Origin of the sequence: Sphingobium sp. MI1205, from assembly GCF_001563285.1 — a bacterium.
Classification (GTDB): Bacteria; Pseudomonadota; Alphaproteobacteria; order Sphingomonadales; family Sphingomonadaceae; genus Sphingobium.
The window spans coordinates 3,267,746-3,292,451 of sequence record NZ_CP005188.1 but is presented as its reverse complement, the minus strand read 5'-3'; the positions used below and the strand labels follow the sequence as shown (position 1 = coordinate 3,292,451).

The following is a 24,706-nucleotide window of genomic DNA, read 5'->3' as shown; positions in this document are numbered from 1 at the left end:
GGAGGCGTTGACAGGCCGCGCGGTGACTGAAGACAAGGCACTGATTTGCGGTGTCGCTCTCAACTGACCATCGGGCCTGAACGACCCCGCCCGAACTGCCAGTTGATACCGTCGGAACGCATGATACCCGACGCCGTCTTGCCGATGTTGCGATCGAGCACGTCGCGCCATGGGACCAACGTGAAATCCCGCGACCGTTCGACCAGGGCATAGCTGCCGCTCTCGATGTCGACGCGCCGGGCAATGACACCCTCGATGCGTTCGCCGACCAGGGCCGGCTCGAACCGCTTGTCGAGCTGTCCGGAAAGCCGGTCTCCAATACCCTCAAGCTCGCGCTGCCGGAGGTTCTCGAGCGCGCCAGCACGCAGCCGGAAATCCTGCCGCTCGCCGTCGGCCAATTGCTGCTCGATGAGCCACTGGCGCCGGGCTGCCAGGGCAGTCCGCACTTCGCGCCCGAAACCGACATCGCGTATCGCGCCGGACGTGCCCGACGCCAGCTCGCGGTCGAGCCAGGTCGGCGCCTCGATCGCGACCAGGTCGCCGACGGGCCGTGGCGACAGGATCGACAGCGCCACCGGCCGGTCGCGCTGCTGCTGCTTGGCGAAATTCTCCGCCCGGGCGAGATGGTCGTGCGGGATGGACCAGCTCCCGTCAGCCATGCGCTCCGGTCCGGCGCCCGCGCGCCGCATCGCTTCGAGCCGTCGCACATGGCTGGTCGCGAACGCCTCGCTCGCGTGGCTGTCATGGCGCAAATGCAGGTCGACCGAGTAGCGCCCGCCGTTGGCGCGGGCGATCGCATCGATCGTGCGATCCGCCTGGCTTGATTCCGCTTTGGTCGGCTCGATCCGGATGGTCGCATTCTCGGGCACCGAGGCGGTCGCGCTGCCCCTTCCGATATCGACATAGTGGACGCGGCCGTCGACGCCGTCGACCATGACATAATGCCGATCGCGATGTTCGTCGGAGAAGCCCCGCTGGATCAGCCGGCCGACAATGGGTTCACGCAACGCGGTGGTGACGACCTGCTCGATCCCGGCGCGGTCGAGCCGGCGAGCGGTCAGCTCGCGTTGCATGAGGCGGATGATGTCGCCGCGCTCGCCCATTCGACGGAGCGTATCCTCCAGTCCGTCGGCGAGCCGATATCGGCCGCCGCCGATATCTTCGGCCAGGTCCATCGCCTTGAGCTTGCGCAGCCGGCCGGCCGCGATCGATTGCTGGAAGGGATCGTTGTCCGCCGGCGAAACCTCGCGCGCGCCGTCCATCCGGCGTAGCAGGCGACGATCGATCGCGGTCAGCCGTTCCTGGTCGACATCGTGGCGCAGGCGCGCCTCAATCTCGTGGTCGGTGCGCGGCCCGAGATCCAGTGTCACCAGCTCGGACGCGCGCTCGCGAAGCCCGTGCGCAATATACTCGCGCGCGATGATGAGATTGTCGCCCCGGTCGTCGACGCCGCGCAGGACGATATGGGTGTGCGGTCGCTCGGTGTTGAAGTGGTCGACGGCGACCCAGTCGAGCCTGGTGCCGAGGTCCTGTTCGACCTGCGACATGAAGCGACGGACATAGGGTTTGAGATCCGGATATTCGGCGCCGTCCTCGGCCGAAACGATGAAGCGGAACTGGTGCCGGTCGCCGGCGGTCCACTTGAGGAAATCATCGCCGTCCGCCCGGTCGGTTTCAGGACCGTACAGCTCGCCCTGCAGACCCTCGCGCGTGACCCCGTCACGCTGGATATAGCGCATGTGTGCGCGGGCGACCTGACCGGCCTTGCCCTGGAGCCGGATGAGGCTCGCCTTGACCACCGCGCGGCGCCCGCGAAACCCGGCGAGCCGGTCGCGGCTCGACAGCAGGCGACCCATGCTCGCGCCGCGCCCGATCCGGCTGCCGTCGAAGCGCCGCGAGCGGACCCCGGTCTTGCTGCCAGCGAGCCGCGCCGCGACGAGGATGCGGCCGCCATATTTGACGACACGCTTACCGTCCTTGCCGCGCTTCCTGCCCAGCTTCGGTGTGAAGTCGTCGTCAGGCATGGCAATGCCCGTGAGTCTCGCGAATCCGAGCAGAAAATGGCGGATTTCCGCCATTTCCAAGCAGAATGTCTCGCGGCGGCGATCGCCTGTCTCGCGAAAAAAGGATGTGCAGACAGAGACTTATGCAGTGTCGCGAGACACTGCCTTTATCTTGTTTCCCCTCTCTTCCCTCCTCCTCACCCTCTCGGCTCAAAAAAGGGGGAGAGACGACGCCGTGCCGACGCCGTCTCTCCCCGCGAAATCCGCAGTGATCAGTGCGCATGGAGCATCGCATCTCGCGCCTTGGCCAGCGACCTGAACTGGCGGCATCCCATCATCCCGTGAGCCTGCCCATCGCCATCCACGATCATGGTGGCGCAGAACCAGCGACCGTCCAGGCGGCCGTAGATCGCTATCCGGTCGAGCTCTAGGTCATCGTCGTCGATGCTCTTGTAGAACCCGATCCAACGCTCCTCGATCCGCGCATCCCAGAGGAAATCAGTCTCCTCCGCCTCCACGAAACGATGCGCCAATGCTTCGCCCGCGCCCTGTCCGAACTCGATCTCCAGCCCCGCCACCAGCATCGCCATGATGTGATCCGACGCCGTTCCGATGCTCTGATATATACCCATGATGACCTCCAACGCTTGCGTTCTCACCATCGAGAACGGCGTCCGAGGGACGGGTGGCGGGGCGGCTGTCAGGGCCGCGGAGCGAAGCGCAGCGCCGCGAAGCGGACGTGGGGGGAACCGATTTTCGAAGAAAATTGGGGGGTACCCGCGGGCCTTGATAGCCGTTCCGCCAGCCGTCATGCTGGGTCTATCGAGACGAGCCTTCACCCTCTCGATTGCGCGCGACATCGCCTCAAAGGCCTTCACGACGCACCACGAACAGCGAAGGCGGTTGGTTCGGTGGTGGCGTGCCTGGCTCTACGGCTGGGCGACGCCGGACCACGAACAGCATCTCGCGAACAGGCTTGACGGGAGCATTTTGCGATGCTGGAGCACCGCGACCGACCGTGCCGAGATAGGCAATTGTCTCGCCGGGAAGCGGTCGGCCGGTGGCGAGGTGCTCGGCGTAGCGGCCCGGCCCCGCATTGTAGGCCGCGAACAGCCCCGGATAGCCGAAGCGGTCGTACATCATCCGCAAATAGCAGGTGCCCGCGAGAATATTGTCACGGGGATTGTCAGGATCGGAGCCGAGGCCCAGCGAGCGGCGCAAATAATCCCACGTCGTCGGCATCAGTTGCATGAGCCCCATCGCGCCCGCATGGCTGCGGATAGGACGGCCGTTTAGTGTCGTCCGTCCATTGCTCTCTGCGCTCATGACGCGCTCGATCCAACCGGCCGGGATGCCGCAGCGGCTGGACGCTTCCGTAATGAACGGGCGCCAACTGCTGACCGTCTCTGCCTCTGCGGGGAGCGCCATGCCCATCGCAAGCAGCGCGGCGACGAGTTTCAGCGACGCCACAGCAGGCGCGCCTTGCCAACCACATCCTGCCCCTCGGTCGGGCCGAAATATCGCCCATCGAACGATGCCGGATTGTCCATGAGCAGGAAGAGTTGGCGCCCGCGCAGGATCGTGCAGCCGCTCCACATCGGCATCGGTCGACCTTCCGCATCAGCCGTGCGGCGCTCGGCGATCCAGCGCCCGTTGACGAATATCTCCTGGCCGAGCGCGCAGACTTCGTCACCGGCATAGGCGGCGACACGCTTCACCAAGGGCACGTTGAGCGGCACGTAGCGGCGGATCGCGGCAAGCTGGCGGTAGCGCGGCGGAACGCGCGCAATGACCATCTCGCCGGGTTCGACCCAGGCGCCGGGCGTCACCGAGTAAAGGCCGATCGGTGCGCTGGCCGAGGCATTCCACACCAGCCGGGGCGCGGGCGGAAGCGTGATCGTCAGGCCCAGTGCGCCGATCACGAAACCAACGGCGAAGATGCGCCGGTCGATCCGCTGGCGACGGACCTTGTCGGCGCGCAGGGCATCGCCCCAAGTGAGCAGCGGTGCGTCGTCGGCGCGGGTGCGGCGCCGTCTCATCGTCCGAGTTCCCGCGCTGAATGTTCGTCCGACCAAGTGTCAAGATCATCGATATGATACTGGACATAGCGGCTGTGGCGCCGGAAAATCGGTCCCTTACCATCGCGGCGCAGGCGTTTCAGGAGCCTGCTCGACAGCTTGAGATAGGCCGCGGCCTGGTCGGTATTGAGGAAGGGCGATCCGCGTTTGGCGCGATTAGCCCGGGCGATGTCGTCGTCGCTATCCATGGGTGCCAGTGTCCTGTGGGGCTGATCGCAACCGTGCGATCGCGGCACCGGGGATGCCGTGTGGAACACCCGCTGATCAGTGTCGAAAACAGCGAACCCACTTTCGACACCCCCAGGGGAAAGCCCCGCGCCCGTCGGACGCGAGGCTTATCGATCAGCGGGACCAGATGAGCTTGTGCTCGCCCTCGTCGCCCTGCGTGAGGGTCGCGTAGATGGGTGCCGGGAAGGACGGATCGTCGAGCTTGAGGCTCAAATATTCGGCGCCGGTCTCGCGCGCCGCCTTGGTCCAGCCCGCGCCGAACTCGACGCCGCCGGCGCTGACGCGGTGGTCCGGAGCCTTGTCGTTGTCGCGTTCGACGGGTCGGATGCTGGCCTTGACGCGAAGCGTCAGGGTGCGGATTTCGCCGGTGTAGATGCCGTTTTCGCCGCGGATGAAGCTGCCGATCTGTGCCATGATAACCTCCATTCGATGGATCGATGCCGCCCCATGCGGCCTCGATGCGGTTGTCAGGCCGCGAGCCGGACGCCGCGCACCGACAGGCCGAAGCGGAGCGGAGGACGGCCCGAGCCGGGCTTCTTGTTTCGCGAGGAAGGCGCGGGCACCGCGCCGGGGAAGAAGGTCGGCGAAGCTGTTGCGCGGCAAAGGAAGGCTTGCGGCAAACCGCGATCGATCAAGGCCGCCGGGGTCGCACCAGCCGGAGAGGAGTTGGGTCAGTCAGCCGGATCGGCGCACTTGCGGTGGCAATTCAGCGTCTAATTCCCGCACGGCTATGCGCCCAAGATGTTTCGTTGGCCTTCGACGCGACGCAGGCTAGACCCTTGGCAAAGGGGAAGCGATGACAGTTCTGGATCAGGTTCGCGGATTGATCGAAAGGCTGTCGCCGGAGCCGATCTGCGACGACTGCATCAGCGAGCGGCTCGGCCTTTCGGTTCGCCAGCATGCCAACCACAAGACGCGAGAACTTGCGGGCACACGCGGTTTCGAGCGCCGGAAAGACAATTGCTCGATCTGCGACAGCGAGAAGAAGGTGATTCGTTTCCGCGAGAAGTGACCGGAGAAGCGCGGCGTCTGACGGATGTTCCCCCTGCGCCCTAATCCTTCCACTCTTTCCGCCGCGCCGGCAATCGCGTCTGGGCCGTCCTGAGTTTCGGTTTCGATCCGCGATTACCGCGGATGACCGGCGATCCATTCCTGTCCCAGACCCGGATGCTGTCCCGGACGATATTGCGGTAGTTCTGCAAGGAATCCCAGGCCCAGTCGAATGCGACCGTGTCCGACGCGAAGACCCACTTTTGCGCGCCGAGGGCCAGAAAATTGTACCAGACTCCGCCGATATTGAGAGCGTGGCCGTGTAGTGCGCCGGTATTGCCGCCTTTGCTTGGCGGTCGGCTCGGTTCGCGAAGCGTCGCCCTATAATCGGCGATGGCGGTCCGCTCGACCGTCTGGTGCTCTGCTTGTGAAGTCTCTTCGATCTCGGACATCATCGACATGTAGAAAGCGACGAGCGACATCGCCATCATAAAGCCGCGCGCCGCCGCCGGAACGGCGGCGGCGCGCGGCCGATTTTTCAGGGTCTCGAAGGCGGGCGGCGTTGCCGCCGCCCGCAGAAAATCACGCCGCCTCGGCGAACGGCTCGTTACTTTCCTCCGGCCCCGATGCGGCGATCTGATCGCGTGCGGCAGCGACTTTCGCATGGGAGGCGGCTGTCCCAACGCCGCCTCGAGCGGTGTAGGCGCTTGGCGGGAACTGCATCCAACGCGGCACCCAGCGCTCGACCTTGGCCCGCCCGTCAGCGCCTTCCAGATGGTCGGCGATGATACGCTTCAAGGTCTTGGACTTCTCCTTCGCGTTGGCGGTGGCGACCGTCGCGCCCGCCACCTCGGCCACCAGATGGCCCAGCACCTCGCGATCCCGAATGAGATCGAACAGCGCTTCGTCGCCCTGCCACCAATCCGACATCGCCACGCCGATCTCGCCGCCCGCTGCCTCCACGGCGGCACTGCCAGCGGCCATCGTCTCGCCGATCACGACCGCGATGACGTCCAGCAGCAGCGTGTCGGGCAGGTCCATGAGACGCAGGAAGACGCCCGCCACCCCATAGTCGTCGCCATTGCCGCCGGACACAGTCGGTTCCTCGGCGGAGAAGCCCAGCAGCGCGAGAACGGCCCGGCGCTGCTCGTCGAACACCGCCTCGGCTCGGCAATTCTCGATGCTCTCGCGCACGGCATCGTTGCGCGTGGACTGCGGGTCGGGTCGCACGGTCCAGAGGGGAGAACCGACGATGGCGTGGGCGACCATCAGCCGCAAGGCAACGTCCGGACGCACAAGCATGGCGGCGCGGACAGCGGCATGGCGATGGAGATCGACATAGGTCTGCAAGGTCGAGGTCAGTTCGGGGCGCTTGGGTTTCTCGCCTTGCGCCGTCTCACCGCGCTCGGCGCGGCGGGCCTCGGTGCGGGTCACATAACCCTCGTGGAACGTCACCTCGCCGGTGCCGCGCACGTCGATATAGACGCGCCCGCCTTTGCGCTTGCCCGCCTTCTCATATTCCCACGAATGGAAATGCTCGGACGGCGGCACGACCACCACATCGCTCCAGCCTTCCTCGATATACGCCGTGTGCCGCGCTTCGATGGCGGCATTCTGCGCGGTCCAGAAAGCATCGGCGTCGGCAAAATAGCGGTCGTCGCCGAACAGATCGGCAATGGTCGCGCCCGCATAGGTGCCGAGGTCGAACAGCGCGACCTTGGCCGCGATCGACTGCCCGCCGAACAGCCAAGCCTTCAATTGATGGCCGGTCGGCACATAGGCGTCGGGATCGTCGAACAGCGCCAGCCAAGCCTTCTGCTGGCTCTTGCTGGCAAGGGTCAGGTGGCGGACGGTGGTGCGGTCGATCTTCTCGGCGCGGTAGAGGTCGCGAATGCGCGGGAGAAGATTGCCGAGCGCAAGGACTCGCCGGATCGTGGGTTCGGGCAGGCCGAAGGTAGCGGCGATGTCGTCGACTTCGCGGCCTTCCTTGACCAGCCGGACGAAGGTTTCCCACTGGGTCACCTCGTCGGGATCGAGACGCGCGAGGTTTTCGATCAGCGAAGCTTCGAGGGCAGCGGCATCGTCGCCTGCCTCCATGATCGCGGCGGGAACGCGGGCCAGTTCTGGGTCCGCGCCCTCTTCGGCGAGCACGAGACGCGCGGCGTGGACGCGCCTGCGACCCGCGACAAGCTCGAACCGGGCCTCGGCCTCGGCGGGCCTGACGATGACGGGAACGATGATGCCGCGCTTGCGGACGGTGGGCAGGATGTCGGTCACGTCGGGGGCCTTGCGACCGTGGCGCATGTTGACCTTGCTGTCATCGATATTGCCAATGGCGATGAAGTCGAGTTTCATGGGACTACTCCTTGTGAGTGCCGGTCCGTCGCTCTTTCCGGGATGGCGGATCGGCTTTCCGATTGGCGGCGAAGCGCGCCGCCCGCGCATCATCCCGCCATCAACCGGGCGGAATTTCAGGGTCCGCGCCGGTCGCGGCGCCTCGGCGCAGGAGGGTTTCGGCCCAGAGGATCGATCCGGCCCGGCGCGACCATTCGGTCCAGATAGAAAGAGCGTGCGGCGTCTCGAACCCGATGTCGCGTTCGATTCCGAGGCCGAATGGAAGCCGGACGGAGGCGATCTCGGACAAGCTGAACGAGCCAAGCTCGGGACAGCCGAAACCGAGGTCGGCCAGCCCGAACAACCTGTCGCGATCCTCGTCGAGTTCGGTCGCCAGCCATGTCGCTGCGCCAACGGGATTGAACAGTTTCACCAAGGGTACGGGATCGAATGGCTCGCCGCGCTGCTCGCAGACGTACCGTGTGATCGCATGGGCGCGTAGGCCTGTGTGCAATTGGGGTGTGAGGAGGATCATGCCGCGACCCTCCTTTCAGCCTGCGCTTCCTGCGCCTCGCGGTGCCGGGCAAGCAGCCATTCGGCGGCCTTGCTGGCGGCGCTCGCCGCACGGAAGATCGCGCGGTTGTCTTCGCGGAGCACTTCCAGCCACGCGCCCAGGTAGTCGGCATGGCGGACAGTGGGAACGATGCCGAGCGCAGCGCAGAGGAAGGCGGATCCCATCTCGGCGACATATCCTGACAGTCCAGCGAAAAATGGCGGTTGAAAGGTGAAAACCATCGGTGCCTCCTGCACTGCCTAAAAACCCCATGGCTCCCCCGAGGCGGGGGTGGGCGGCGAGAACGACCGGAGAGGCCCGCGCAAGCGGGGGGCCGCACCCGGAGGGGCGAAATGCAATGGAGCAGCGCGGCGAAGCCGGGCTTGCGGCGCGCCGTGGCGGGCCTAGCAGGGAGCGCCGACCAGACCCGCATCGAGGGAGGCCCAGAAATCAGCGCCGCCGCGCCAGCGGCGTCCGCTGGTGAGCGGGCGAAGCCCGCGCATCGCCGTGCGCGACGAAGCGGCCGAGCCCGCGAGGGATCGGCCGCTCGGCTTTGGTCGCTGCTGGATCATGGCTGACGGGCGTGCATCCAGTCGGCCGCTGCCTGCGCCTTGCTCGCCGCGGTGAAGATCGCGCGGGGCTCGTCCTTGAGCAGTTGCAGCCAGGAGGCGATATAGGCCGCGTGATCGGGTCGCGGTTCGTGCGCGATCCCAAGATCGGCGAGCAGGAACGATGCGGTCAGTTCGGCGGTCGCTTCCTCCATGGCGAGCGCGTGCCTGGTCCACTTGGCGCTGAAATCCCGGTCGAGCCGGTGAGCTGCGCCACTGGCATGAGCCGCCTCGTGAATATGGGTGGCGTAGAAGCCGTGGGCATCGTGGAAGGCGCTGAAATCCGGCATGTGGATGCGGTCTTCGGCGATGTGATAATAGGCGCTGGCCGAGCCGTAGACGGTATCGATGCCGAGGGCGGCGATGAAGGCTTCGGCGGCGGCGAGGCGTTCGCTCTCGGGCAGGTCCGGCCCCGGTTCGGGCGCATAGCCATCGACCTGATCGGCGTTGAACAGGCTGAACGCCTTGGCGAAAAGCCGGCGGTGGTCGTCATCGTCGCCGGCGTCGTCATCCTTCGCGCGAAACTCCTTCCAGAGGACGCCGAGGCTGGCCTGCTCGCCCTTGCGGACCTGCGCGCCGAGCGTCTGCCACTGGCGATAGGTGCCCCAGACGCCGCTCGCATAGCCGCTGCCATAGGCGGCTGCCCAGAGCGAGACCGTATTTATGCCGCGATAGGGCTTGCCGCTGGCGACGTTCGTCGGGCGGGTGACGTCGGCGCCAGAATGATGCCATGGCATGCGCCAGGTGCCGGTGCCGGCTTCGATGGCGTCGACGATCGCTTGCGTGACGCGAGCATAGACGTCGACACGTGGTGAGGCTGACATGATCTGTTCTCCGTTCTCGCGCCGGGGACCATCCCCGGCGGCGGAGGCCCGTTCGCGCCGGGCACAGGGGGGCTCGCGCACCCGTCAGGGCCGCAGCGAAGCGAAGGACGGCGAAGCCGTTGCGCGGGCGCGCCGACCGGCGCAGGACTCCGCCAACAGCCGGGGTGGTCTACGGCGTGGGAGGATCGATCCCGGCAATCACCGCGGTCAGGCGATCAAGCTCGCGCTGGAGAGCCTGACGCTGAAGATCGGAGATGCGCCGTTCGCGTAGATGCGCCCTGGCATCGGCCGCCGCGCGTTCCCAGGCCGGCCTGTGGCGGGCGGTGATGCAGGCGTTGGGACAGCGGGTCGGCTCGCACAGGGCGGTGAGCGGCTGCGCGGGATCAGGGGTCGTCACGCGCTTGAGGCAGAGCGCGGTCGCGGGATCAAAGAAGCAATCCGCGAGCGGGCCGACATGGAAGGTGCGCGCGACGCTGGCGAGCATGACGCGCAGGCGGGCGCGATCGGCGATCATGGCGGGCAAAGGCCCTTGTCTGACGGCGGCATCGTCGAGCGTCCGCGCGATGCGCGGTCCCGCTGGGCCGCCGAGCGATGCGCCGCCCTGACGGCGGTCGAAATAGTCCAGCAGATCGTCAATCTGACCGAGCCGGCGCTGCGCTTCGACCTCGGCGCGAAACCCCGATGCGCTGGTCCCGGCATAGCCCTCGAAAGCGGCGACCGAGGCGTGCTTGTACTGGATCATGCCGGCGATGGTGCCGAACGGGCGGTTGGCGATGTGCCACGCGATCGTGCGCCGGAACTGCCGTGTCGTGATGCGCCACGGCTTGCCGTCGGGACCGCGCGGGATGACCGGCATATCGGGGTTGCCGAAGGCGGTGTTGAGGTGGTCGCGGAAGGCGTTGAGCTGGCGGACCACCTCGCTCGACAGATGCGTCTTGGAGACGGCGCTCGCGCGCAGTACCGGCCAGAGCGTATCGCTGCCGCTGGCGCGCGCCGGTCCTGCCGACAGGCGTTCGAGCACCGTGATCGCATCGGCGACCGGCTCGATCGTCACCCAGCTCGCCACTTCGTCCACCGCCGCCCGGCGCTTGTAGATGGTCGATCGGATGCGATGCCGTTCGATCAGGCCGTCCTCGCTGCGCGCGATAGAGACACACCCGCGCCGCATCGCCTGCACCTCGCAGTCGCGCATGCCGGTCAGATAGGCGCACACGATATAAGCGGCGGCCTGGAGCATCCGTTCCTCGTGTGCGAGAGTCTTCGCGTCGAAGCGCTCGCGCCATGGCCGACCGCTATCGGGATCGATCGAGATCGGCGTGTCCATGCCGCCGACCTCCACCCCCAGCTCGGCCGCCACTGCATCGATCAGCCTCGCTTCGCCGCCGGTCAGCATGAGATGTGCGTGCGGTTCCGCCTGCACGTCGATCCCGACATGGAGATGTAAGAGATGGGCGTTGATCGGTGGGGTCACGCTGCCGGTGTTGGGGTCGACGCGCAGCTTGCCGTTATGAGCGGTGGCCCAGATCGGTGCGCCGCGCCCCTCGCGGCGTCGGCGATCGAAATAGGCCTTCAGGCGGGTGCGGCGACGTTGCCGGCGATCAGGGTCCGAGAGGCCGGCGTCGGCGGTGACAAGGCGATCCCGGCGCGCTTCGAGCCGATCAAGCTCGCGGCGGGCGGCGAGAATATCGTCAGCGAAGACGGTGACGTAGCGCAACGACCAGGCGAGCAGCGCGGCGATGACCTCTTCCGGGAACCGTGGGGTGCGGTTCTCCCGGACATGGCGGTAGCCCGCAACGCGGGCGGGCGCCTGTCCGGCCCAGGGCTCGAATACAAGGCCTCCGTCAGCGAGGTGGTCACGATAGTAATAGAGATCGGAGACCACTTCGAGGAGGTGACCGACGATGACGGGTCGTCGGGCAGGATCGTCACGGAGATGACGGGCATAGGCATCGACCAATGGCTGATCGATACGGGAAACGTCGAGCCGTCCGAGCCGCTCACGGGCGAAGGCGAAGAACCGGCGGGCACGGTTGAATGCCTGGCGGATGCAGGCGGGCGGTAACTTCGTCCGATAGCCGGGGAGATCGGCGTTGAGGCGGGCGTAGAGATAGGCGCGCATCGCCGCCTGGACATCGGCATGTTCGAGCACGTCGAAATGCACGGTGACGTGGCAGCGCCGGGCGTTCTCGCGGAATACGGCGGGACCGAGATCCCAGCTCGCGTCGCCGACGCGCGACAGATCTTCGCGGGCGTGACCGGCCTTGAGCGGCGCGCTCGCCAGCACGGCGCGATCGTCGAAGGCGGGCGCCTGGACATGGGCTGGCATGGTCATGTGCGTGCCTCCGGCGGCAGATAAAGCCGTTCGCCTTCCATCTGCCGGCGCGCATCGGCGATGACGGCATCGGAGAATGCCGGCAGGACCTGGGCGGTGATGCGGGCATGGACGCGGCCGAACTTGGCCGCCCAATCGTTCGCGGGCAGGCTCAGCCTCTGCTCTTCGACGAATGCGAGGAAAGCGAGGATCGCGGGGAGCTTGCGCGCGGTGATGACGGCGTTGGGACAATCGAGGCAACCCCAGAAGGGCTGCGCGCAGGGTGATCCGGCATCGGCGAAGGGACTGCTATGGAAGCCCGCGCAGGCGGCGAGCCAGACATCCTGTTCGCCGTCGAGCAACGGACCGACGGTATCGGGCGGCATCAGCGGCGCGGCCTGATCGGGCGATTGGCGCAACGCCTTCTCGGCGGTGGGCGGCAGCACGGTCGGCGTCGCGGTGGCGACCGCTTCGCGAAAGGCGTCAGCGAGGGTCTTCTCGTGCAGGGACCGAAGCGACGGCAGATCGGCATAGTGGCGCCCCGCAACCTCGCGCGAATGACCGACTGCGAAGCGGGCCATGTGCCCCTCAGTCTTCGTGTACCACAGCGCCTTGTGGGTCTTGCGGAGCCGGGAGAGCAGCAGGTGGAGCGGCTTGCCGTCGTCATCGACAATAGCATGCTGTGCTATCCAGGCAGCGATCCGCTCCTTCGGATGAGCGATACCCGCCCGCAGGCCGCCAACGTTGTGATAAACCCAAAGACGATCATCGGTCAGATGCTCGCGGGCTGGCGCGGTGACGTCGATCAGGCGACGGATGAGGCCGCCAGGCGTGCCACCACCGCCGTCGCGGACGCGCATGCTCTTGTGCTCGGCGCCGCGGGCGCGGCGCTTGAGATAGCGCAGTTCCACCGTGCCGGCATGGGGGTTGGTGAGACAATCCACGGTCAGCGCCTTCAGGCACTCGGGCTCGAGCCCGGTATCGAGCGTGAGCAGCACGAGCAGCGCCGGCAGATCGCGCGCAAGCAGGTGATGGCGGCCATGCAGATCGTCGATGAGCGTGCTGATCGGCAATCCGCGTCGCATGCGCATGAAATAGAGGCTCTTCAGCGCGGGCTGGTCTGCGACGATAAAGCCCTGCCGCGCGATGATCGCTTCGACCTCGGCGCGCACGCTGGCGATGACCGGGTCGCCCTCATCGGTGCGGTCGTCGGCACCGAGACGGCGGAACATCGCTTCGACGTCGGTCCTCGCGGCGTCGCGCAACGCGCGGGCAACGAAGGGGCTATAAGCATCGCGCGGGGTCGAGCGGCCCGCCGACGTGGCCAGTGTGTAGCGCAGCCGCTCATGCAGGTCAGGCGCGATCCGATCGGGCCGGTCTGCCTCGATCGCGCGCAATGTGTTGACGATCTTGCCGACCGTTATGTGCCGGTGGATCGCGCCCATCCCGCGGCGGTCGAGCGCGGAGGCGAACCCATCGATATGGGCTGCGCGCAGGTCGCCGACGCCAGCCACGTTCAGCGCTTCGTCGCCAAGCCAGGCGAAGAACAGGCGGTAGGCATTTACATACTGCTTGATGACGCTCGCCGCACCGATCGGTCCTCCGAGCGCGGCCGACCGTCGCAATGCGCCAGCAAAGGCGATGGCGAGCGGACGAGGATCGAGTGCGGCCATATCGATCAGGACCGTCCCGCCATGCCGCGCCTCGATGGTGAACTTGAGGCCGAGCACGGGATCAGGCTGCACGGGCTCCGGCGTGATCGGCACGAAGGCGACGGGCCGGCCCTTGCGGGGACGACCGCTCATGCGCCCTGCGGTCCCGGCAGCAGCGCAAGCAGCTCCTCGACCGCCGCATCCACCGTATCGGCGCGGGTCGCAATATGGTCGAGGTAGATATAGGTGGTGGTGAGGCTCGCGTGGCCGAGCAGGCGTTGCACCTGTTGCAGCGGGTCCCCGAGGATCAGCCGGTAGCTCTCCATCGGCCCCGCCGGCAATGCCGCTTCGCGCAGTCGCTGCTGGATCAGCAAGGCAAGCATATGGACTGCGAACGTGTGGCGAAGCTGGTGCGGGTTGATCGACAGCGGGAAGCCGTTCTCCGCGCACCGGTTGCCAGCACGGGTGAAGATCACCTCCCACGAGTTGGGCCGAACAGGCTGCCCGACCTCGGTCAGCCACAGCGCCGCCGGCTCGCGGGGCGGTCCATCCTCGTCGCAGAGGATCAGGCGGCATCGTTCCTCCGGGGTGCAGATATCGCGCATGCGGTCGAGACCGGCGCGGGTGACAGGGATCGGTCGTTCGAGCTTGGTCGCGCCGTCTCGCGCGGCGAACTTGGCGACGCCCGCGGCGCGCTCGACGGCGACGTAGGCGGCAATCTGACGAAGCAGCCGACGCGGGAGCAGGACGCTGCGTCCCCGGTCGCCCTTGGTCAGCGGTGGCGGGAGAGGCAGCCAAAGTTGTTGTGCATCGCTGTCCTCGCGGTCGATCGCCGCGAGCTCGGCGGCGAGTAGACCCGACGCCTCTTCGAGGCGCAGGCCGGTGGTGACGAGAAGATCGGCGAACAGCGCGTTGCGCAGCCCGTTCCGGTCGCGCGCGCCGGGGCGCTCGGTGCCGTCAGGGGTAAGGCCGCGCAGGCCGACCTCGCGGAAAATGCGGTAGTCGTCCATCGTGACGAACCGCACATCCGATCGCCTGGCAACACGTTCATAAGCGTCATTGCGCGCCGCGATCATGCCGCGACGGCCACCATGCGCCGGTCGCCACACGGCGCGGCGGCTGAACGGCGCGTCAGTGATCAGCCCGTGCTGCTCACCCCATCGGTAAAGGCGATCGAGACTGGCGACGGCACGGTTCCAGCTTGCGGCCGTTATCCGGTGATCGGCCTCGTCGCGGCGTCGCTCACGATGATAGGCGTCGACATCGTCGCGGGTCGCAGCCCACACGGTCTTGCCGCAGGCATCGAGAAAGCGAAGCCAGACTACGACATCATAGGCATAGGCGCGCAGCGAATGGCGCGAGCGGACGCCCGACAACGGCAGGTCGAGAAAGAAGCGATCCAGATCGGGATCATAGAGCGCGTCGCCGCGCAGGATCAGCGGCACATGCGCATCGAGGCCCCTGGCCTCGCGGCGCTCGCAAACAGTAATGATCGACACCGGCGCGAAGCCCTCCCCCGGACCCCCACCCGGAAGCTGACCTTCACACCGTTGCGCACTATGGCCTGGCAGCAATCAGGCTGGCCTCCGCCAGCTCTTGGGTCAGCGCTACGGCCAGCCTGATTACTGCCTACCGTGGGCGTCCATCGCCGACCTTACTGCAAAGTTGCGAGCGGCGCAGACTGTCCAGATAAGGCGACCAGTTCCTCGCGGGCATAGTCCTTGCTGCCGAATGCGTTCCTGAGGTCGCGCCCCAGCCGCTTGGGATGGCCGGTGGCGTGCCCTTTATGCCGATATCGGCATAAGGTTCATAATGCCGTAACCCGGATTATGCCGCATGGCATCGTAGGATCTCGTGTTTCCGCGATTTGGTGACGTGCCGCTTCGGCATATTCCTGGTGCCTGGGAGGTAATCCGCTGGAATGTGGGAACGTTCAGCGCAACTGACGCGGTTCGCTCACTTCTTCCGCATCCTGCGTGGCTTCGTGCACTTCTTCTCTGATGATCTTCTGCGTGATTTCATCCAGATGCGAGGTCAGGGCTTGGCTCAGTTCCTCGAACTCTGGCCATAGCGTCATCCGAACGAAACTCGCTGGCGCGCGAACAATCACCGTCTGACGATGCATGCGCGCATAGCGAAATGGCTTGATGCCATAGCGGCGGCACAGAGCGATGAAGAGCTGTCGTGACCAGGGGTCAGAAATTGAAAACTTGAACTCCTCGGCACGTTCTTGTTTGCTGGCCGTTGCGAACTGGCGGCGAATGCGTTCCGCAGCGGCACCTGCGGCGGCTTGCTCGCCGGCGGTCGTGGCGCCGGCATAGAGAGCTTCGATCTTGCGCAGCTTCTCGCGGAGACGTTCCTCGGACATTGGATCAATGCACCGTCGGCTTCTCGGTGAGAATGCCTTCAAGCATCTGTCGCCGTGCACGAGTGCAAGCCAGCACAGTCTCGTGGATTTCGGTCTCCATGATTTTGGTCAGTTCGCGCAGGTGCTTGAATGTCGTGTCAAGCTGGGTGCGATCATCCGCATTGGGGTCACGTTCCACGAGTTCGCAGATACCGCCCATCATCGCACGGAGCTCGGCAAGTTGGCCGATCGCGCCATGAGCACGTTCGGGTAGATCGATGATATCATGACCGTTGAACAGACCTTCGATGAAGCCATCCAGTTCCTCAAGACGGATCAGCCCGTAGTGTCCGAGATTTGCAGCAGTTGGGTCCATCGACACACGTGTCAGCCTGAATGGCTGACTACGCTTCTGGTGCCGGGTCAGCCCATTCCAAAGGCCGTCGATCAGAGCACCAATCAATTCGTTGGCTTCGTCCACGCTGTCGAACACGGGCAACTCACCGCCCCATAAATCCTGAATCATCTGCAAGGGCGAGGCCGATAGCTCCGGGGTTGCGATATTGCCCAGAAGCCGGGTGCGCACTTCGTGGAATGGCACCGGGCAGTCGTACTTCTCGATCAACGCCTTTACGGCTGCATCACCCAAAACCTTGGTCTTCTGCTTCATGCCCACTCCGCATATCTGAAACCAACACAACTGATAATCTTGCAGTCAGGGCGACGACAAGGCCCGGATCGCGCTCCAACCCTATGGAGCACGAAAACCATGACGATAATCACCAAAACCTGCATTGAGCCGTACATCGACAGCTTCATGCGCTGCTTTGCCGAGGCGAACTACAAACACGCCACGATCAAAGAATACCGAAATCTGATCCGCAGATTTGGACTGGCAATGGATGAGGCTGGCATTGCACCATCGGCATTGACGCCCGATCTTGCGGAAAAGCTGGGTCGGGCAGCAGAGCCGCAGAGAACAGGAACGATCCGCCTTTACAGCCTGGGGCGCAAATTCGCTGCGCACCTGATCGAGATATGCGTTGCCAAGCCGGTTGCACCGACTCCCGCTGAGGTCGCCCGCGCCGAACTGCTGGCCGACTTCGAAACCTATCTCACCAAACAGCGCGGCCTCAGTCCGCGCAGCATCCACCATACGCTCCGCTTTGCCAACCGCTTCATGGACCACCGCTTTGGTGCGGACATGTTCGACCTGACCAGTTTACGACCCGTTGACGCCGTCGGGTTCGTTCAACACTTGCTGTCGCGGGGGCGGCCATACCGAGACAAGAGTGCAGTGACGCATCTGCGCACGTTCTTCCAGTACCTGTTCGCACGAGGCGTCACCGCGACCAACCTTGCCCTAAGCGTGCCCAAAGCAGCGATGGCTCGCGACAAGCGCCTTCCCCGACATCTGTCGCCCGAAGGCGTCGAAGCCGTGCTTGACTGGGTTCGCCGAAATCCCCGGCACGGCGTTCGCGATTATGCGATGCTCCTGATCATGGCACGGCTTGGGCTTCGCGCGCCGGAAATCACCAGGATCGAACTCGACGATATCGACTGGCGTTCAGGCGAACTGACTGTGCGCGGCAAAGGCAAAGTGCATGACCGTGTGCCCATCACCGCCGAGGTCGGTGAAGCCCTAAGCCGGTATCTGAGGGAGGAGCGCGGACCGACTGACTGCCGGACCCTGTTCGTCACCCAGCGCGCTCCGCATCGACCATTCAAGGATAGCCAGATCGTCAACGCTATCATCAAGGATGCGCTCGATGCGACCGGTCAGAAGCCCGCTACGCCCTATGTGGGATCGCATGTTCTACGCCACAGCCTTGCCACGCAACTCATAAATCGTGGCGCTTCACTCGACGAGGTCGGCGACATGCTGCGCCACCGGTCGCGCGGTTCCACCATGATCTACGCCCGGCTTGAGATCGAAGGCTTGCGATCCATTGCCCAGCCCTGGCCCGTCGCGGGAGGTGCACAATGAGCCTCGCCAGCCAGCTTGACCGCTATCTCGCCGTTCGCCGTAGCCTCGGCTATGATCTCAGGACTTCCGAACGGGTGCTACGCCGCTTTATCCGCTTTGCCGACGATGCGGGTGCGCAGCATATCGACGCTGACCTGTTCCTGCGCTGGGACGCAAGTCAGCCTGCTGCCGGGTCGTCCACCCGGTCCGCTCGGCTCGGTATGGTACGGTTGTTCGCTCTTTGGTTGAGCAGTGTCGACTTGGCGCATGAAGCGCCGCCGCGCGGGTTGTTGCCGGATCGCACAATCCGCAAACGGCCATACATCTACAGCAAAGTCGAAATCGGTGACATTATCGCAGCCGCCAGCGAACTGCCTTCCACCTACGGAATGCGGGGGCTGACGTGTTCGACATTCTTCGGCCTCATCGCGGTAACGGGGCTCAGGATCAGCGAAGCGCTGGCGCTCGACACGAGCGACCTCGATGTTGCAACCGGTGTGCTGAGTGTCAGGCACGGAAAGCTGGGAAAGGAGCGCCTGCTGCCACTCGACCCGACTGTCGTAGACCGGTTGATCACCTACACCACAGAACGTAATCGGCTGCTTGGTCGAGCATCCACCCCCCTCTTTGTCAGATGTAATGGGGACCGGCTCAGCGAATGGTCGGCACGAGCCAGCTTCGCACGAGTAAGTCGAGCGATCGGGTTGCGGGAATACTCACGGTTCAAGCGGCACGGCAAAGGACCACGCATACACGACCTTCGCCACACCTTCGCAGTTCGCACCATGATCGACTGGTATCGTATGGGCAAGGATCCGGCGCGGGAGATGATCAGGCTGACGACCTGGCTTGGCCATGCCAGCCCCGACCATACGTTCTGGTACATTGAGGCGGTGCCCGAACTGCTCGAGCTGGCGATGGCACGCGCCACGCGCATTGGTTGGGAGGCGCAGCGATGACCTCCATGACTTTGCCAGCGCTGATCCAACGCTTCTTCACCGACAGACTGTGCGTCCAGATGGAAGCAAGCCATCATACCATCGCGAGCTATCGCGACACGTTCCGCCTGTTGCTGCGCTATGCCGGTTCGCGCCTTGGCAAACGACCAGTCGCTATCACGGTCGAAGATATCGACGTCGATCTGGTTGCCGACTTTCTGGTCCACACCGAAACAGCACGGGGCAACTGTGCACGTAGCCGTAACACCAGGCTCGCGGCGATCCGTTCGTTCTTCCGCTATGTGGCGATGGCCGATCCAACATGGATGCTGAACTGCCAGCGCATCCTTGCCATGCCTAACAAACGCTATGTTAAGCGCGCGGTCACGTTCCTGACCGCAGACGAAATCGCGGCACTGCTGGCCGTGCCGGATCGCTCGACATGGGCCGGAAAGCGCGATCACGCCTTGTTGCTGCTCGCGCTGCAAACGGGCCTCAGGGCATCAGAGCTGATCAGCTTGCGATACCGGGATGTTGTGCTCGGCACCGGCGCCCACGTCCGATGCGTAGGAAAGGGACGAAAAGAACGGTCCACACCGATCAGGCGGGAAACCGCCAAGATCCTGAAGGTATGGATTGGGGAGCATGGCAACAGCGATCGACCACTGTTCCCGTCGATCCGTGGCGAACGGCTAAGCCGCGATGCGCTCGAACATTTGGTACGCAAGCATTGCCTGGCGGCAGCGCGCACCTGTCCGAGCATCGGCGCAAAGCGGGTCACGCCGCATACCTTGCGCCACAGCACCGCGATGGACTTGCTCCACCATGGTGTCGATCAGGCCGTGATCGCACTGTGGCTGGGTCATGAATCGGTCGAGACCACGCAGGTCTACATCCACGCCGACATGCGCTTAAAGGAAAAGGCACTGGCGCGCGTCGCTGCTCCGGACGTGCCGACAGGTCGGTTCAAACCCGACGATCAGCTCCTCGCGTTCCTCGAAGGGCTCTGATTATGCCGAGGTGCCGCATGGCGGATGGCCGAAAAACAAGTCCTAGCCAACGCCATGCGGCATAATCAGGGTTACGGCATTATGGGTCAGTTCATGCAGGCAGGTCCGATAATAGTTGACCTGCTCGAAGAAGGCGGGCTGCGGCGGCACCTGCACGAAGTCGGGGGCCGGCGCGTAGAATGCCTTGTCGCCGCCAATGCGGAACTCGACGCCTGATGCAGCGATCACCTCTTCGGCCAGCGGCACGATTTCGCGCTCGGGAAGCGGGGCGGGATCGGATGCGAGGCCGGGCCGCAACCCTTCGCACTGCGCGACATTGAAGACGGTGAAGCGTTTGAGGAACGGCACCGCCTTGGCGTCGCCGCCCTCGCGCGCTGCGCGCTCCTTCTCGGCTTCGGGGGTGAAGCGGTCGGCATAAACAACGGTTTGCCCGCGTTCGCCCTTGCGGACGCATCCGCCCGCTTCCTGCGCCTGCCGGAAGGTCAGCCACGATTGCGAGGAAAAGCCCCGCTCGATCACCGCGCCCCAGAGGATCAGAACATTGACGCCAGAATAGGCGCGGCCGGTCAGCGCATTGCGCGGCAGGCCGGGGCCGGTGCCCCCGCTCCGTCCCCAAGGCTGGACCCACGGGAAGCGTCCCGCCTCAAGTTCCGAAACGATCCGCGCGGTCACCTCGTCATAGAGGCTCGCGCGGTTCTCCTGCGGCTGGTCCGAACCACGCTTGCGGCGGGCGTTGCGGCTCGATGATCTGGGCATGGCCTATCCTCCTCGCCACCCCAAAAAAGGCACAAAGCCTCCCCGCGAAGGCGGGGGTGGGCGGCGAGACGCGACCAAGAGGCCCGGCTCGAGCGGACCAGGACACCGAAGGGCGGAACGGCAGTGGAGCACCCCGAAGGGGTTGGCCTGGACCGTGACGGGCCTAGCGGGGAGCGCCGCCCACACCCGCCGCAACGGGAGAGGCAAAAGCAACGCCGCCGCGCATTACGCGCGGCGTCCGCATCCACGCCAGCGATCGTGACCGAACGGCCGAGACCCGGACGGGGCTCGGGGGCGAGCTGTCAGGCGAGCCCTAGAGCGCGGTCGCGCCGTGGCGCGAGGCGCCAACCGTCCACACGAAATTTGTCAAGATCCGAAAGCGTCGCACGCCTCATGCAAGCCTTCGCCGACGATCCAGCGTGCCCGATCAAGATGTGATCGCCAGCAATGCTCTATGTCGCCATGGTTGGGATCCAAGCCCATCAGGGAGATGGCAGTCTCGCGCCAATGCTCTCCTGCGGTGTCAGCATCCAGCAATGCTGCATAAAGCGAGAGCAGTCGCCTGTCATAAGACGTTGGCTGTCCGTTCGGCGCGACATTCCGAAGCACAAGGATTCCTATATGTGTTGTATAGTCATCAATTTGAAGAGATTACACCATGGCTAAAATACACGCAAGACGGCTCAACGGAAGGTATGTCGAGCCGCCAAACATTGGCCCATAACTTGCGCCTTCTTCGGGCAGCGAAGGGGCTATCCCAGGAGGCTTTGGCAGATGGGGCAATGGTGGATCGAACGTACATTAGCGCGCTGGAGCGTCAGAAATATAGCGTGTCCATCGATCGGCTTGATGAAATCGCCAAGACGCTCGGCGTCGAAACCTACGTCCTTTTGATGAAGGATTTACCGCCAGAGGCCTTGAAGGCCTGAGGCCCAATCCCTGTCTTGAGACGTTGGAAGGTTGATAGCCTAGACCCGACGATAAAAAATTCCCAGAGGCCCCGATTCCAAGAGCGCCCCGGCAAGATCGACGATGCGTCGCGTCGATGATTTTGCGCACTCACCGTCGCCCGGCCAATCCCGATATCCCAGTATTTGTGTCCCAATTACGCGCAAACTTGCGCCAGCGGCGAGTGCATCACTAGCCCGGAGCGCCAAGGCTAGGCGCCTCAGTCTCACATCTCGCCGCGGAGGCAGCGGGATCCCGCGAAGCAGCCGGTCCAGTTGGCGGAGCGCTAACATCTGGTGTTCCAGGCCGGCATGCAGATCAACTATTGGTTCCACGCAGACAGGGCCGCCGAGGTCGCCTTCCACGACATCGATCCGCAGGGGGTCGTGTTCGGTTTGAATGCATAGATGGGTTGCGGCACCGACGACGACGCGAACGTGATGATCAGCAATGCCGAAGGTCAGCGGATCGCGATCCCGCGCCGGTTGGCACCGCACCCGCAGCACGCACGGGTCCACGGCCGCCGACCATACCGGCGTCGCCTCGGTGCATGAGCGCGCCGGATTCTCAGCGAAAGTGCAACCCCCACCGCGCGACGAACGCGCCATCGGCCGCTGACTTGCCCGGAGCGATCTCGGAATAGGCTGCTCGGTAGGCGGGATCGCGCCGCAGCACCTCCCAAGCGAGGCCGCTGCGCCCATGCGGTTCGATCGCCGCATAGGCGCCGGGGTCTTCCCAGTTTACCATCGCCATGTCAGTCACCAGCACGCTGGGCCGCGACGAAAGCGGCAGCGAGTTCGGCCTGATCCGAACGCAAGGCGTCGATCGCAGGCAGATGGTCGGGCACGTCGTTGCCAAGTAGAATAGAAGGGCATTGCCCCTCGACATTGCCTAGGTTCGGCCGATGCTGCGCGTAGCCGACGAGTGCGGAGAGGGCCGGTGAGAAGGTCCGCGCGATGGCGGGCGGATAGACCAGCCATTGCAGCTCGAAGGGTTTCAGCCAGCCAAGACAGTAGCTCACAACGATGCCGCGCCGGGGCGCAATGCCGGTGTTGCCGCCGCCGCCGTGAAGGGTCGAGCCAAGGAACAGCAAGGCATCGCCCGGCATGACGTGGGGCACGATGGCATCGGCCTCCGGCAATTCGACCGCATCGGGATCAAGATGGCTGCCGGGCCATAGCCGCGTGCCACCATTTTCCCGGGTAAACGGCACGAGCGGCCACATCACGTTGACCAGATATTCGAGGGTGCCTTTAGGCCCGGCCCACATATCCTGATCGCGATGAGGCAGCTGCGGCAGGGCACCGGGATGGATCTCGATCGCCTGCGTCAGGTTGAGCGCGATCCCCTCGCACCAGGGCGACAGCATGCGCTCGACCACGGCAAGGATATGCGAGTGCAGGACCAGGTCGGCCGCTCCCGGCGCGCGAGCGAGCAATGCACCGAATCTCTTGGTGTGGGCACCGTAGAAGTCACCTTGACACAGGGGCGTTTCTGCAAAACGAGATGCCAGCGAGTCTTCGATCGCAGCGATCGCCGCCGGATCAATCGCGCGCTCGATGACGCAATAGCCATCGCGGGCCAGGCGGGTCGCGTCGCGGTCGGGCCGCGCGCTCACGCCGCCGCTACCCGGTTGTCGCCGACATAGGTGCCCGACCAGCGCAGGCGATCGGGTGTGTCGTCACGGACATGGGCCGCAAAAGCGCCGACGAGACCGCTTTCGACCCGGACCGCTGGCCCGAGCGGCTCGGCGGCCCAGCCCATGGCGAGCACCTCCTTGCGGAAGGCATCGGGCAGGACGCCGGTGAGCCTTTCGATGCCGCGCGCCAAAGCGAAATCAACCATGGTGGAAATCAGTCCGTTGCGCAGCTCGCGGCGACGCTGCGCACCGTGACGCTGGGGCAGACATAGCCGGGTGGATTCCCAGGTCGTCGGGCCGGTGGGTACGCCGCCCGGGCAAAGGTGCGGGAACAGCTCGCCAAGCATATGCGGTCGCGTCGACGGCATCAGCCGGAGCGATGCCTCATGCGCGCCATCGGCATCGGCGGCAATCAGATAGACCGTGTGCGCCGTATCGAACTGGTCGATCTCGAATCGGCCCTCGACGACGGGCACATCCCATCCGAACAGATCGACGAAGAGCCGTTTCCGGTCGGCGAACATGGTTTCGAGGAGACGCCGGTTGGTCGGCTCAAGGTGATTTTCGATGATGCGGATCATGTGCGTGCTCCCAATTGCGAACATGCGGAAAGGAAGCAGTAAGGTCGGCCTGATACAGGCCGAGCAATTACTCGGGTTGACTCGGGTCGAGTTCCTCAAGCCCGATCTCGCCGGCGAACACCGCACTGAGCGCCAAGGTGGTCCGGCGGTGGACGCCAAACAGTTCGCGGGCCTCGGTCATGTAGCCATCGACGGTGCGCGGAGCCAACGCAAGCGCCCTCGCGATCTCCTTGTTAGACAGACCATGCCCGGCGAGGATCACGCAATCGCGCGGGCGCGGATGCAGATGGGGTGGTCGTGCGGGCGCTCGCTGGCCGAGCATGAGTCGGCGTGCGGCCTGGAAGGCGAAAATGCCGATCATTTGAGCAGGGCCAAGAAGGCGAGCGGCCCGCCCCGGCGAGCGGATTCCCGCGAACGTGCAGGAGCCGAGGCAGTCTCCCAACAGAGGACTGGGGACGGTAATTCCTTCGTTCAACCCTTCGCGCAAGCCTTGCGCAAGGCAAAGACGGTCATGACGATCAAGCGCAATAATCTTGTCGATCTCGGACCATAGAAAGGCCCCATCGGCAAAGCGGCAGGCGCGAATGACTGGATCACGACGGAAGCGTCCCTCGCTGATGATCCTCGTCGCAACCGCCTCGGGATATTTTTTGATATCGACTTTGCCGTGCGGAGAACCGCGCAGATCGGTATGATGAATGAGGGCATAGTGACGAAAGCCAAGTTCGGCGGTGACAGCTTCCATGAGCCTGGCCAGCTCCTGTTCTGTCGCCGCTGCCCGGGCGGCGCGGATGAATGCGTCCGCCATTGCCGCACTGGAAGACAGCCGCGACCGCCGTCTGTCCGCGGGCATCGTCGACAACCTCCTGCCGATTTAGATTCGGCCGCAGTCTTCGTCCTATGTGTCCCCGAGAACTTAACTAATCCGACCGACGTGCCC

Annotated in this window: 28 protein-coding genes and 2 pseudogenes; 7 read left to right on the top strand and 23 right to left on the bottom strand. The window is 64.9% G+C overall.

Translation table 11 applies throughout. The annotated features are described in order from the left end of the window. Nucleotides 1-59 precede the first annotated feature (59 nt). From rlxS to K663_RS16275, 6 genes are all read right to left on the bottom strand, one after another. Nucleotides 60-2,078: a relaxase/mobilization nuclease RlxS gene (gene rlxS, locus K663_RS16300; protein WP_201026649.1), complete on the bottom strand. Its 2,019-nt coding sequence runs from the start codon at nucleotides 2,076-2,078 to the stop codon at nucleotides 60-62. A 197-nt stretch (nucleotides 2,079-2,275) separates the two neighbouring features. Beyond that, the gene (locus tag K663_RS16295; protein ID WP_235589467.1) at nucleotides 2,276-2,635 is read right to left on the bottom strand and encodes a hypothetical protein; all 360 of its coding nucleotides are present in this window, start codon (nucleotides 2,633-2,635) and stop codon (nucleotides 2,276-2,278) included. Between the two features lie 232 nt (nucleotides 2,636-2,867). Beyond that, complete coding sequence (locus tag K663_RS16290) at nucleotides 2,868-3,473, bottom strand: lytic transglycosylase domain-containing protein (protein WP_062119879.1); 606 nt, start codon at nucleotides 3,471-3,473, stop codon at nucleotides 2,868-2,870. After that, complete coding sequence (locus K663_RS16285) at nucleotides 3,461-4,042, bottom strand: S26 family signal peptidase (protein WP_062119876.1); 582 nt, start codon at nucleotides 4,040-4,042, stop codon at nucleotides 3,461-3,463. Before K663_RS16285 ends, K663_RS16290 begins: the two co-directional genes overlap by 13 nt. Further along, a complete protein-coding gene (locus K663_RS16280) occupies nucleotides 4,039-4,269 on the bottom strand; it encodes a helix-turn-helix domain-containing protein (protein ID WP_062119873.1) in 231 nt (76 codons plus the stop codon). The genes K663_RS16285 and K663_RS16280 overlap by 4 nt, the downstream gene beginning before the upstream one ends. Before the next feature lie 154 nt (nucleotides 4,270-4,423). Next, a complete protein-coding gene (locus tag K663_RS16275; RefSeq protein WP_062121105.1) occupies nucleotides 4,424-4,723 on the bottom strand; it encodes a DUF736 domain-containing protein in 300 nt (99 codons plus the stop codon). Between the two features lie 382 nt (nucleotides 4,724-5,105). Here K663_RS16275 and K663_RS16265 point away from each other — a divergent pair, with 382 nt between their 5' ends. Next, the gene (locus K663_RS16265) at nucleotides 5,106-5,321 is read left to right on the top strand and encodes a hypothetical protein (RefSeq protein ID WP_062119866.1); all 216 of its coding nucleotides are present in this window, start codon (nucleotides 5,106-5,108) and stop codon (nucleotides 5,319-5,321) included. Nucleotides 5,322-5,361: 40 nt separating this feature from the next. Here K663_RS16265 and K663_RS24685 read toward each other — a convergent pair whose 3' ends face one another. From K663_RS24685 to K663_RS16245, 4 genes are all read right to left on the bottom strand, one after another. Further along, nucleotides 5,362-5,964 carry a hypothetical protein gene (locus K663_RS24685; protein WP_201026648.1) on the bottom strand — a complete coding sequence of 201 codons (603 nt, stop codon included), beginning with the start codon at nucleotides 5,962-5,964 and terminating at the stop codon, nucleotides 5,362-5,364. Next, nucleotides 5,882-7,654: a ParB/RepB/Spo0J family partition protein gene (locus K663_RS16255; protein ID WP_062121100.1), complete on the bottom strand. Its 1,773-nt coding sequence runs from the start codon at nucleotides 7,652-7,654 to the stop codon at nucleotides 5,882-5,884. The genes K663_RS24685 and K663_RS16255 overlap by 83 nt, the downstream gene beginning before the upstream one ends. Before the next feature lie 100 nt (nucleotides 7,655-7,754). Beyond that, complete coding sequence (locus tag K663_RS16250; RefSeq protein WP_062119863.1) at nucleotides 7,755-8,168, bottom strand: DUF2958 domain-containing protein; 414 nt, start codon at nucleotides 8,166-8,168, stop codon at nucleotides 7,755-7,757. Continuing rightward, the gene (locus tag K663_RS16245) at nucleotides 8,165-8,428 is read right to left on the bottom strand and encodes a zincin-like metallopeptidase domain-containing protein (RefSeq protein WP_062119860.1); all 264 of its coding nucleotides are present in this window, start codon (nucleotides 8,426-8,428) and stop codon (nucleotides 8,165-8,167) included. Before K663_RS16245 ends, K663_RS16250 begins: the two co-directional genes overlap by 4 nt. 111 nt (nucleotides 8,429-8,539) lie before the next feature. Here K663_RS16245 and K663_RS23930 point away from each other — a divergent pair, with 111 nt between their 5' ends. Beyond that, nucleotides 8,540-8,764 carry a hypothetical protein gene (locus tag K663_RS23930; RefSeq protein ID WP_062118092.1) on the top strand — a complete coding sequence of 75 codons (225 nt, stop codon included), beginning with the start codon at nucleotides 8,540-8,542 and terminating at the stop codon, nucleotides 8,762-8,764. Here the strand turns inward: K663_RS23930 and K663_RS16235 are convergent. The 7 genes and pseudogenes from K663_RS16235 to K663_RS16210 all read right to left on the bottom strand — a co-directional run bounded on the left by K663_RS16235 (nucleotide 8,755) and on the right by K663_RS16210 (nucleotide 16,598). Then, a complete protein-coding gene (locus tag K663_RS16235) occupies nucleotides 8,755-9,618 on the bottom strand; it encodes an ArdC family protein (protein WP_020818728.1) in 864 nt (287 codons plus the stop codon). The genes K663_RS23930 and K663_RS16235 overlap by 10 nt on opposite strands. A 169-nt stretch (nucleotides 9,619-9,787) precedes the next feature. Further along, the gene (locus K663_RS16230; protein WP_020818727.1) at nucleotides 9,788-11,950 is read right to left on the bottom strand and encodes an integrase; all 2,163 of its coding nucleotides are present in this window, start codon (nucleotides 11,948-11,950) and stop codon (nucleotides 9,788-9,790) included. Next, a complete protein-coding gene (locus K663_RS16225; protein WP_020818726.1) occupies nucleotides 11,947-13,734 on the bottom strand; it encodes a hypothetical protein in 1,788 nt (595 codons plus the stop codon). The genes K663_RS16230 and K663_RS16225 overlap by 4 nt, the downstream gene beginning before the upstream one ends. Continuing rightward, nucleotides 13,731-15,080 (bottom strand): tyrosine-type recombinase/integrase, encoded by a 1,350-nt coding sequence (locus K663_RS16220; RefSeq protein ID WP_020818725.1) that lies wholly within the window; start codon nucleotides 15,078-15,080, stop codon nucleotides 13,731-13,733. The genes K663_RS16225 and K663_RS16220 overlap by 4 nt, the downstream gene beginning before the upstream one ends. A 155-nt stretch (nucleotides 15,081-15,235) precedes the next feature. Continuing rightward, nucleotides 15,236-15,361 (bottom strand): annotated as a pseudogene (locus K663_RS23385) (zincin-like metallopeptidase domain-containing protein); the annotation flags it as partial. 153 nt (nucleotides 15,362-15,514) lie between these two features. Beyond that, nucleotides 15,515-15,949: a hypothetical protein gene (locus tag K663_RS16215; RefSeq protein WP_020818720.1), complete on the bottom strand. Its 435-nt coding sequence runs from the start codon at nucleotides 15,947-15,949 to the stop codon at nucleotides 15,515-15,517. Nucleotides 15,950-15,953: 4 nt separating this feature from the next. Further along, nucleotides 15,954-16,598 carry a hypothetical protein gene (locus K663_RS16210; protein WP_021222981.1) on the bottom strand — a complete coding sequence of 215 codons (645 nt, stop codon included), beginning with the start codon at nucleotides 16,596-16,598 and terminating at the stop codon, nucleotides 15,954-15,956. Nucleotides 16,599-16,697: 99 nt separating this feature from the next. Here K663_RS16210 and K663_RS16205 point away from each other — a divergent pair, with 99 nt between their 5' ends. From K663_RS16205 to K663_RS16195, 3 genes are read left to right on the top strand one after another with little or no spacing between them, the layout of a single operon-like run. Beyond that, nucleotides 16,698-17,915 (top strand): tyrosine-type recombinase/integrase, encoded by a 1,218-nt coding sequence (locus K663_RS16205; protein WP_020818722.1) that lies wholly within the window; start codon nucleotides 16,698-16,700, stop codon nucleotides 17,913-17,915. Continuing rightward, on the top strand, nucleotides 17,912-18,853 hold the full coding sequence (locus K663_RS16200) for a tyrosine-type recombinase/integrase (protein ID WP_020818723.1): 942 nt from the start codon (nucleotides 17,912-17,914) through the stop codon (nucleotides 18,851-18,853). The genes K663_RS16205 and K663_RS16200 overlap by 4 nt, the downstream gene beginning before the upstream one ends. Next, nucleotides 18,850-19,842, top strand: a complete 993-nt coding sequence (locus K663_RS16195; protein WP_020818724.1) for a tyrosine-type recombinase/integrase — start codon at nucleotides 18,850-18,852, stop codon at nucleotides 19,840-19,842. The genes K663_RS16200 and K663_RS16195 overlap by 4 nt, the downstream gene beginning before the upstream one ends. Nucleotides 19,843-19,923: 81 nt before the next feature. Here K663_RS16195 and K663_RS16190 read toward each other — a convergent pair. Then, nucleotides 19,924-20,598: pseudogene (locus K663_RS16190) on the bottom strand (ArdC family protein); the annotation flags it as partial. 623 nt (nucleotides 20,599-21,221) lie between these two features. Between K663_RS16190 and K663_RS16180 the strand changes: the two are divergent. After that, nucleotides 21,222-21,527 carry a helix-turn-helix domain-containing protein gene (locus K663_RS16180; RefSeq protein WP_235589466.1) on the top strand — a complete coding sequence of 102 codons (306 nt, stop codon included), beginning with the start codon at nucleotides 21,222-21,224 and terminating at the stop codon, nucleotides 21,525-21,527. Between the two features lie 39 nt (nucleotides 21,528-21,566). Here K663_RS16180 and K663_RS25280 read toward each other — a convergent pair whose 3' ends face one another. The 5 genes from K663_RS25280 to K663_RS16160 form a co-directional block, all read right to left on the bottom strand. Further along, a complete protein-coding gene (locus tag K663_RS25280; protein ID WP_443019010.1) occupies nucleotides 21,567-21,839 on the bottom strand; it encodes a DNA -binding domain-containing protein in 273 nt (90 codons plus the stop codon). Between the two features lie 274 nt (nucleotides 21,840-22,113). Continuing rightward, on the bottom strand, nucleotides 22,114-22,299 hold the full coding sequence (locus tag K663_RS24390) for a transcriptional regulator domain-containing protein (RefSeq protein WP_062119851.1): 186 nt from the start codon (nucleotides 22,297-22,299) through the stop codon (nucleotides 22,114-22,116). A gap of 1 nt (nucleotide 22,300) precedes the next feature. Beyond that, on the bottom strand, nucleotides 22,301-23,164 hold the full coding sequence (locus tag K663_RS16170; protein ID WP_062119848.1) for a phytanoyl-CoA dioxygenase family protein: 864 nt from the start codon (nucleotides 23,162-23,164) through the stop codon (nucleotides 22,301-22,303). Beyond that, nucleotides 23,161-23,766, bottom strand: a complete 606-nt coding sequence (locus tag K663_RS16165; RefSeq protein WP_062119845.1) for an acyl-homoserine-lactone synthase — start codon at nucleotides 23,764-23,766, stop codon at nucleotides 23,161-23,163. The genes K663_RS16170 and K663_RS16165 overlap by 4 nt, the downstream gene beginning before the upstream one ends. 67 nt (nucleotides 23,767-23,833) lie before the next feature. Beyond that, nucleotides 23,834-24,511 carry a LuxR family transcriptional regulator gene (locus K663_RS16160; RefSeq protein WP_235589465.1) on the bottom strand — a complete coding sequence of 226 codons (678 nt, stop codon included), beginning with the start codon at nucleotides 24,509-24,511 and terminating at the stop codon, nucleotides 23,834-23,836. Between K663_RS16160 and K663_RS25095 the strand changes: the two genes are divergently transcribed. After that, nucleotides 24,510-24,644 (top strand): hypothetical protein, encoded by a 135-nt coding sequence (locus tag K663_RS25095; protein WP_256382160.1) that lies wholly within the window; start codon nucleotides 24,510-24,512, stop codon nucleotides 24,642-24,644. The genes K663_RS16160 and K663_RS25095 overlap by 2 nt on opposite strands. Nucleotides 24,645-24,706 lie beyond the last annotated feature (62 nt).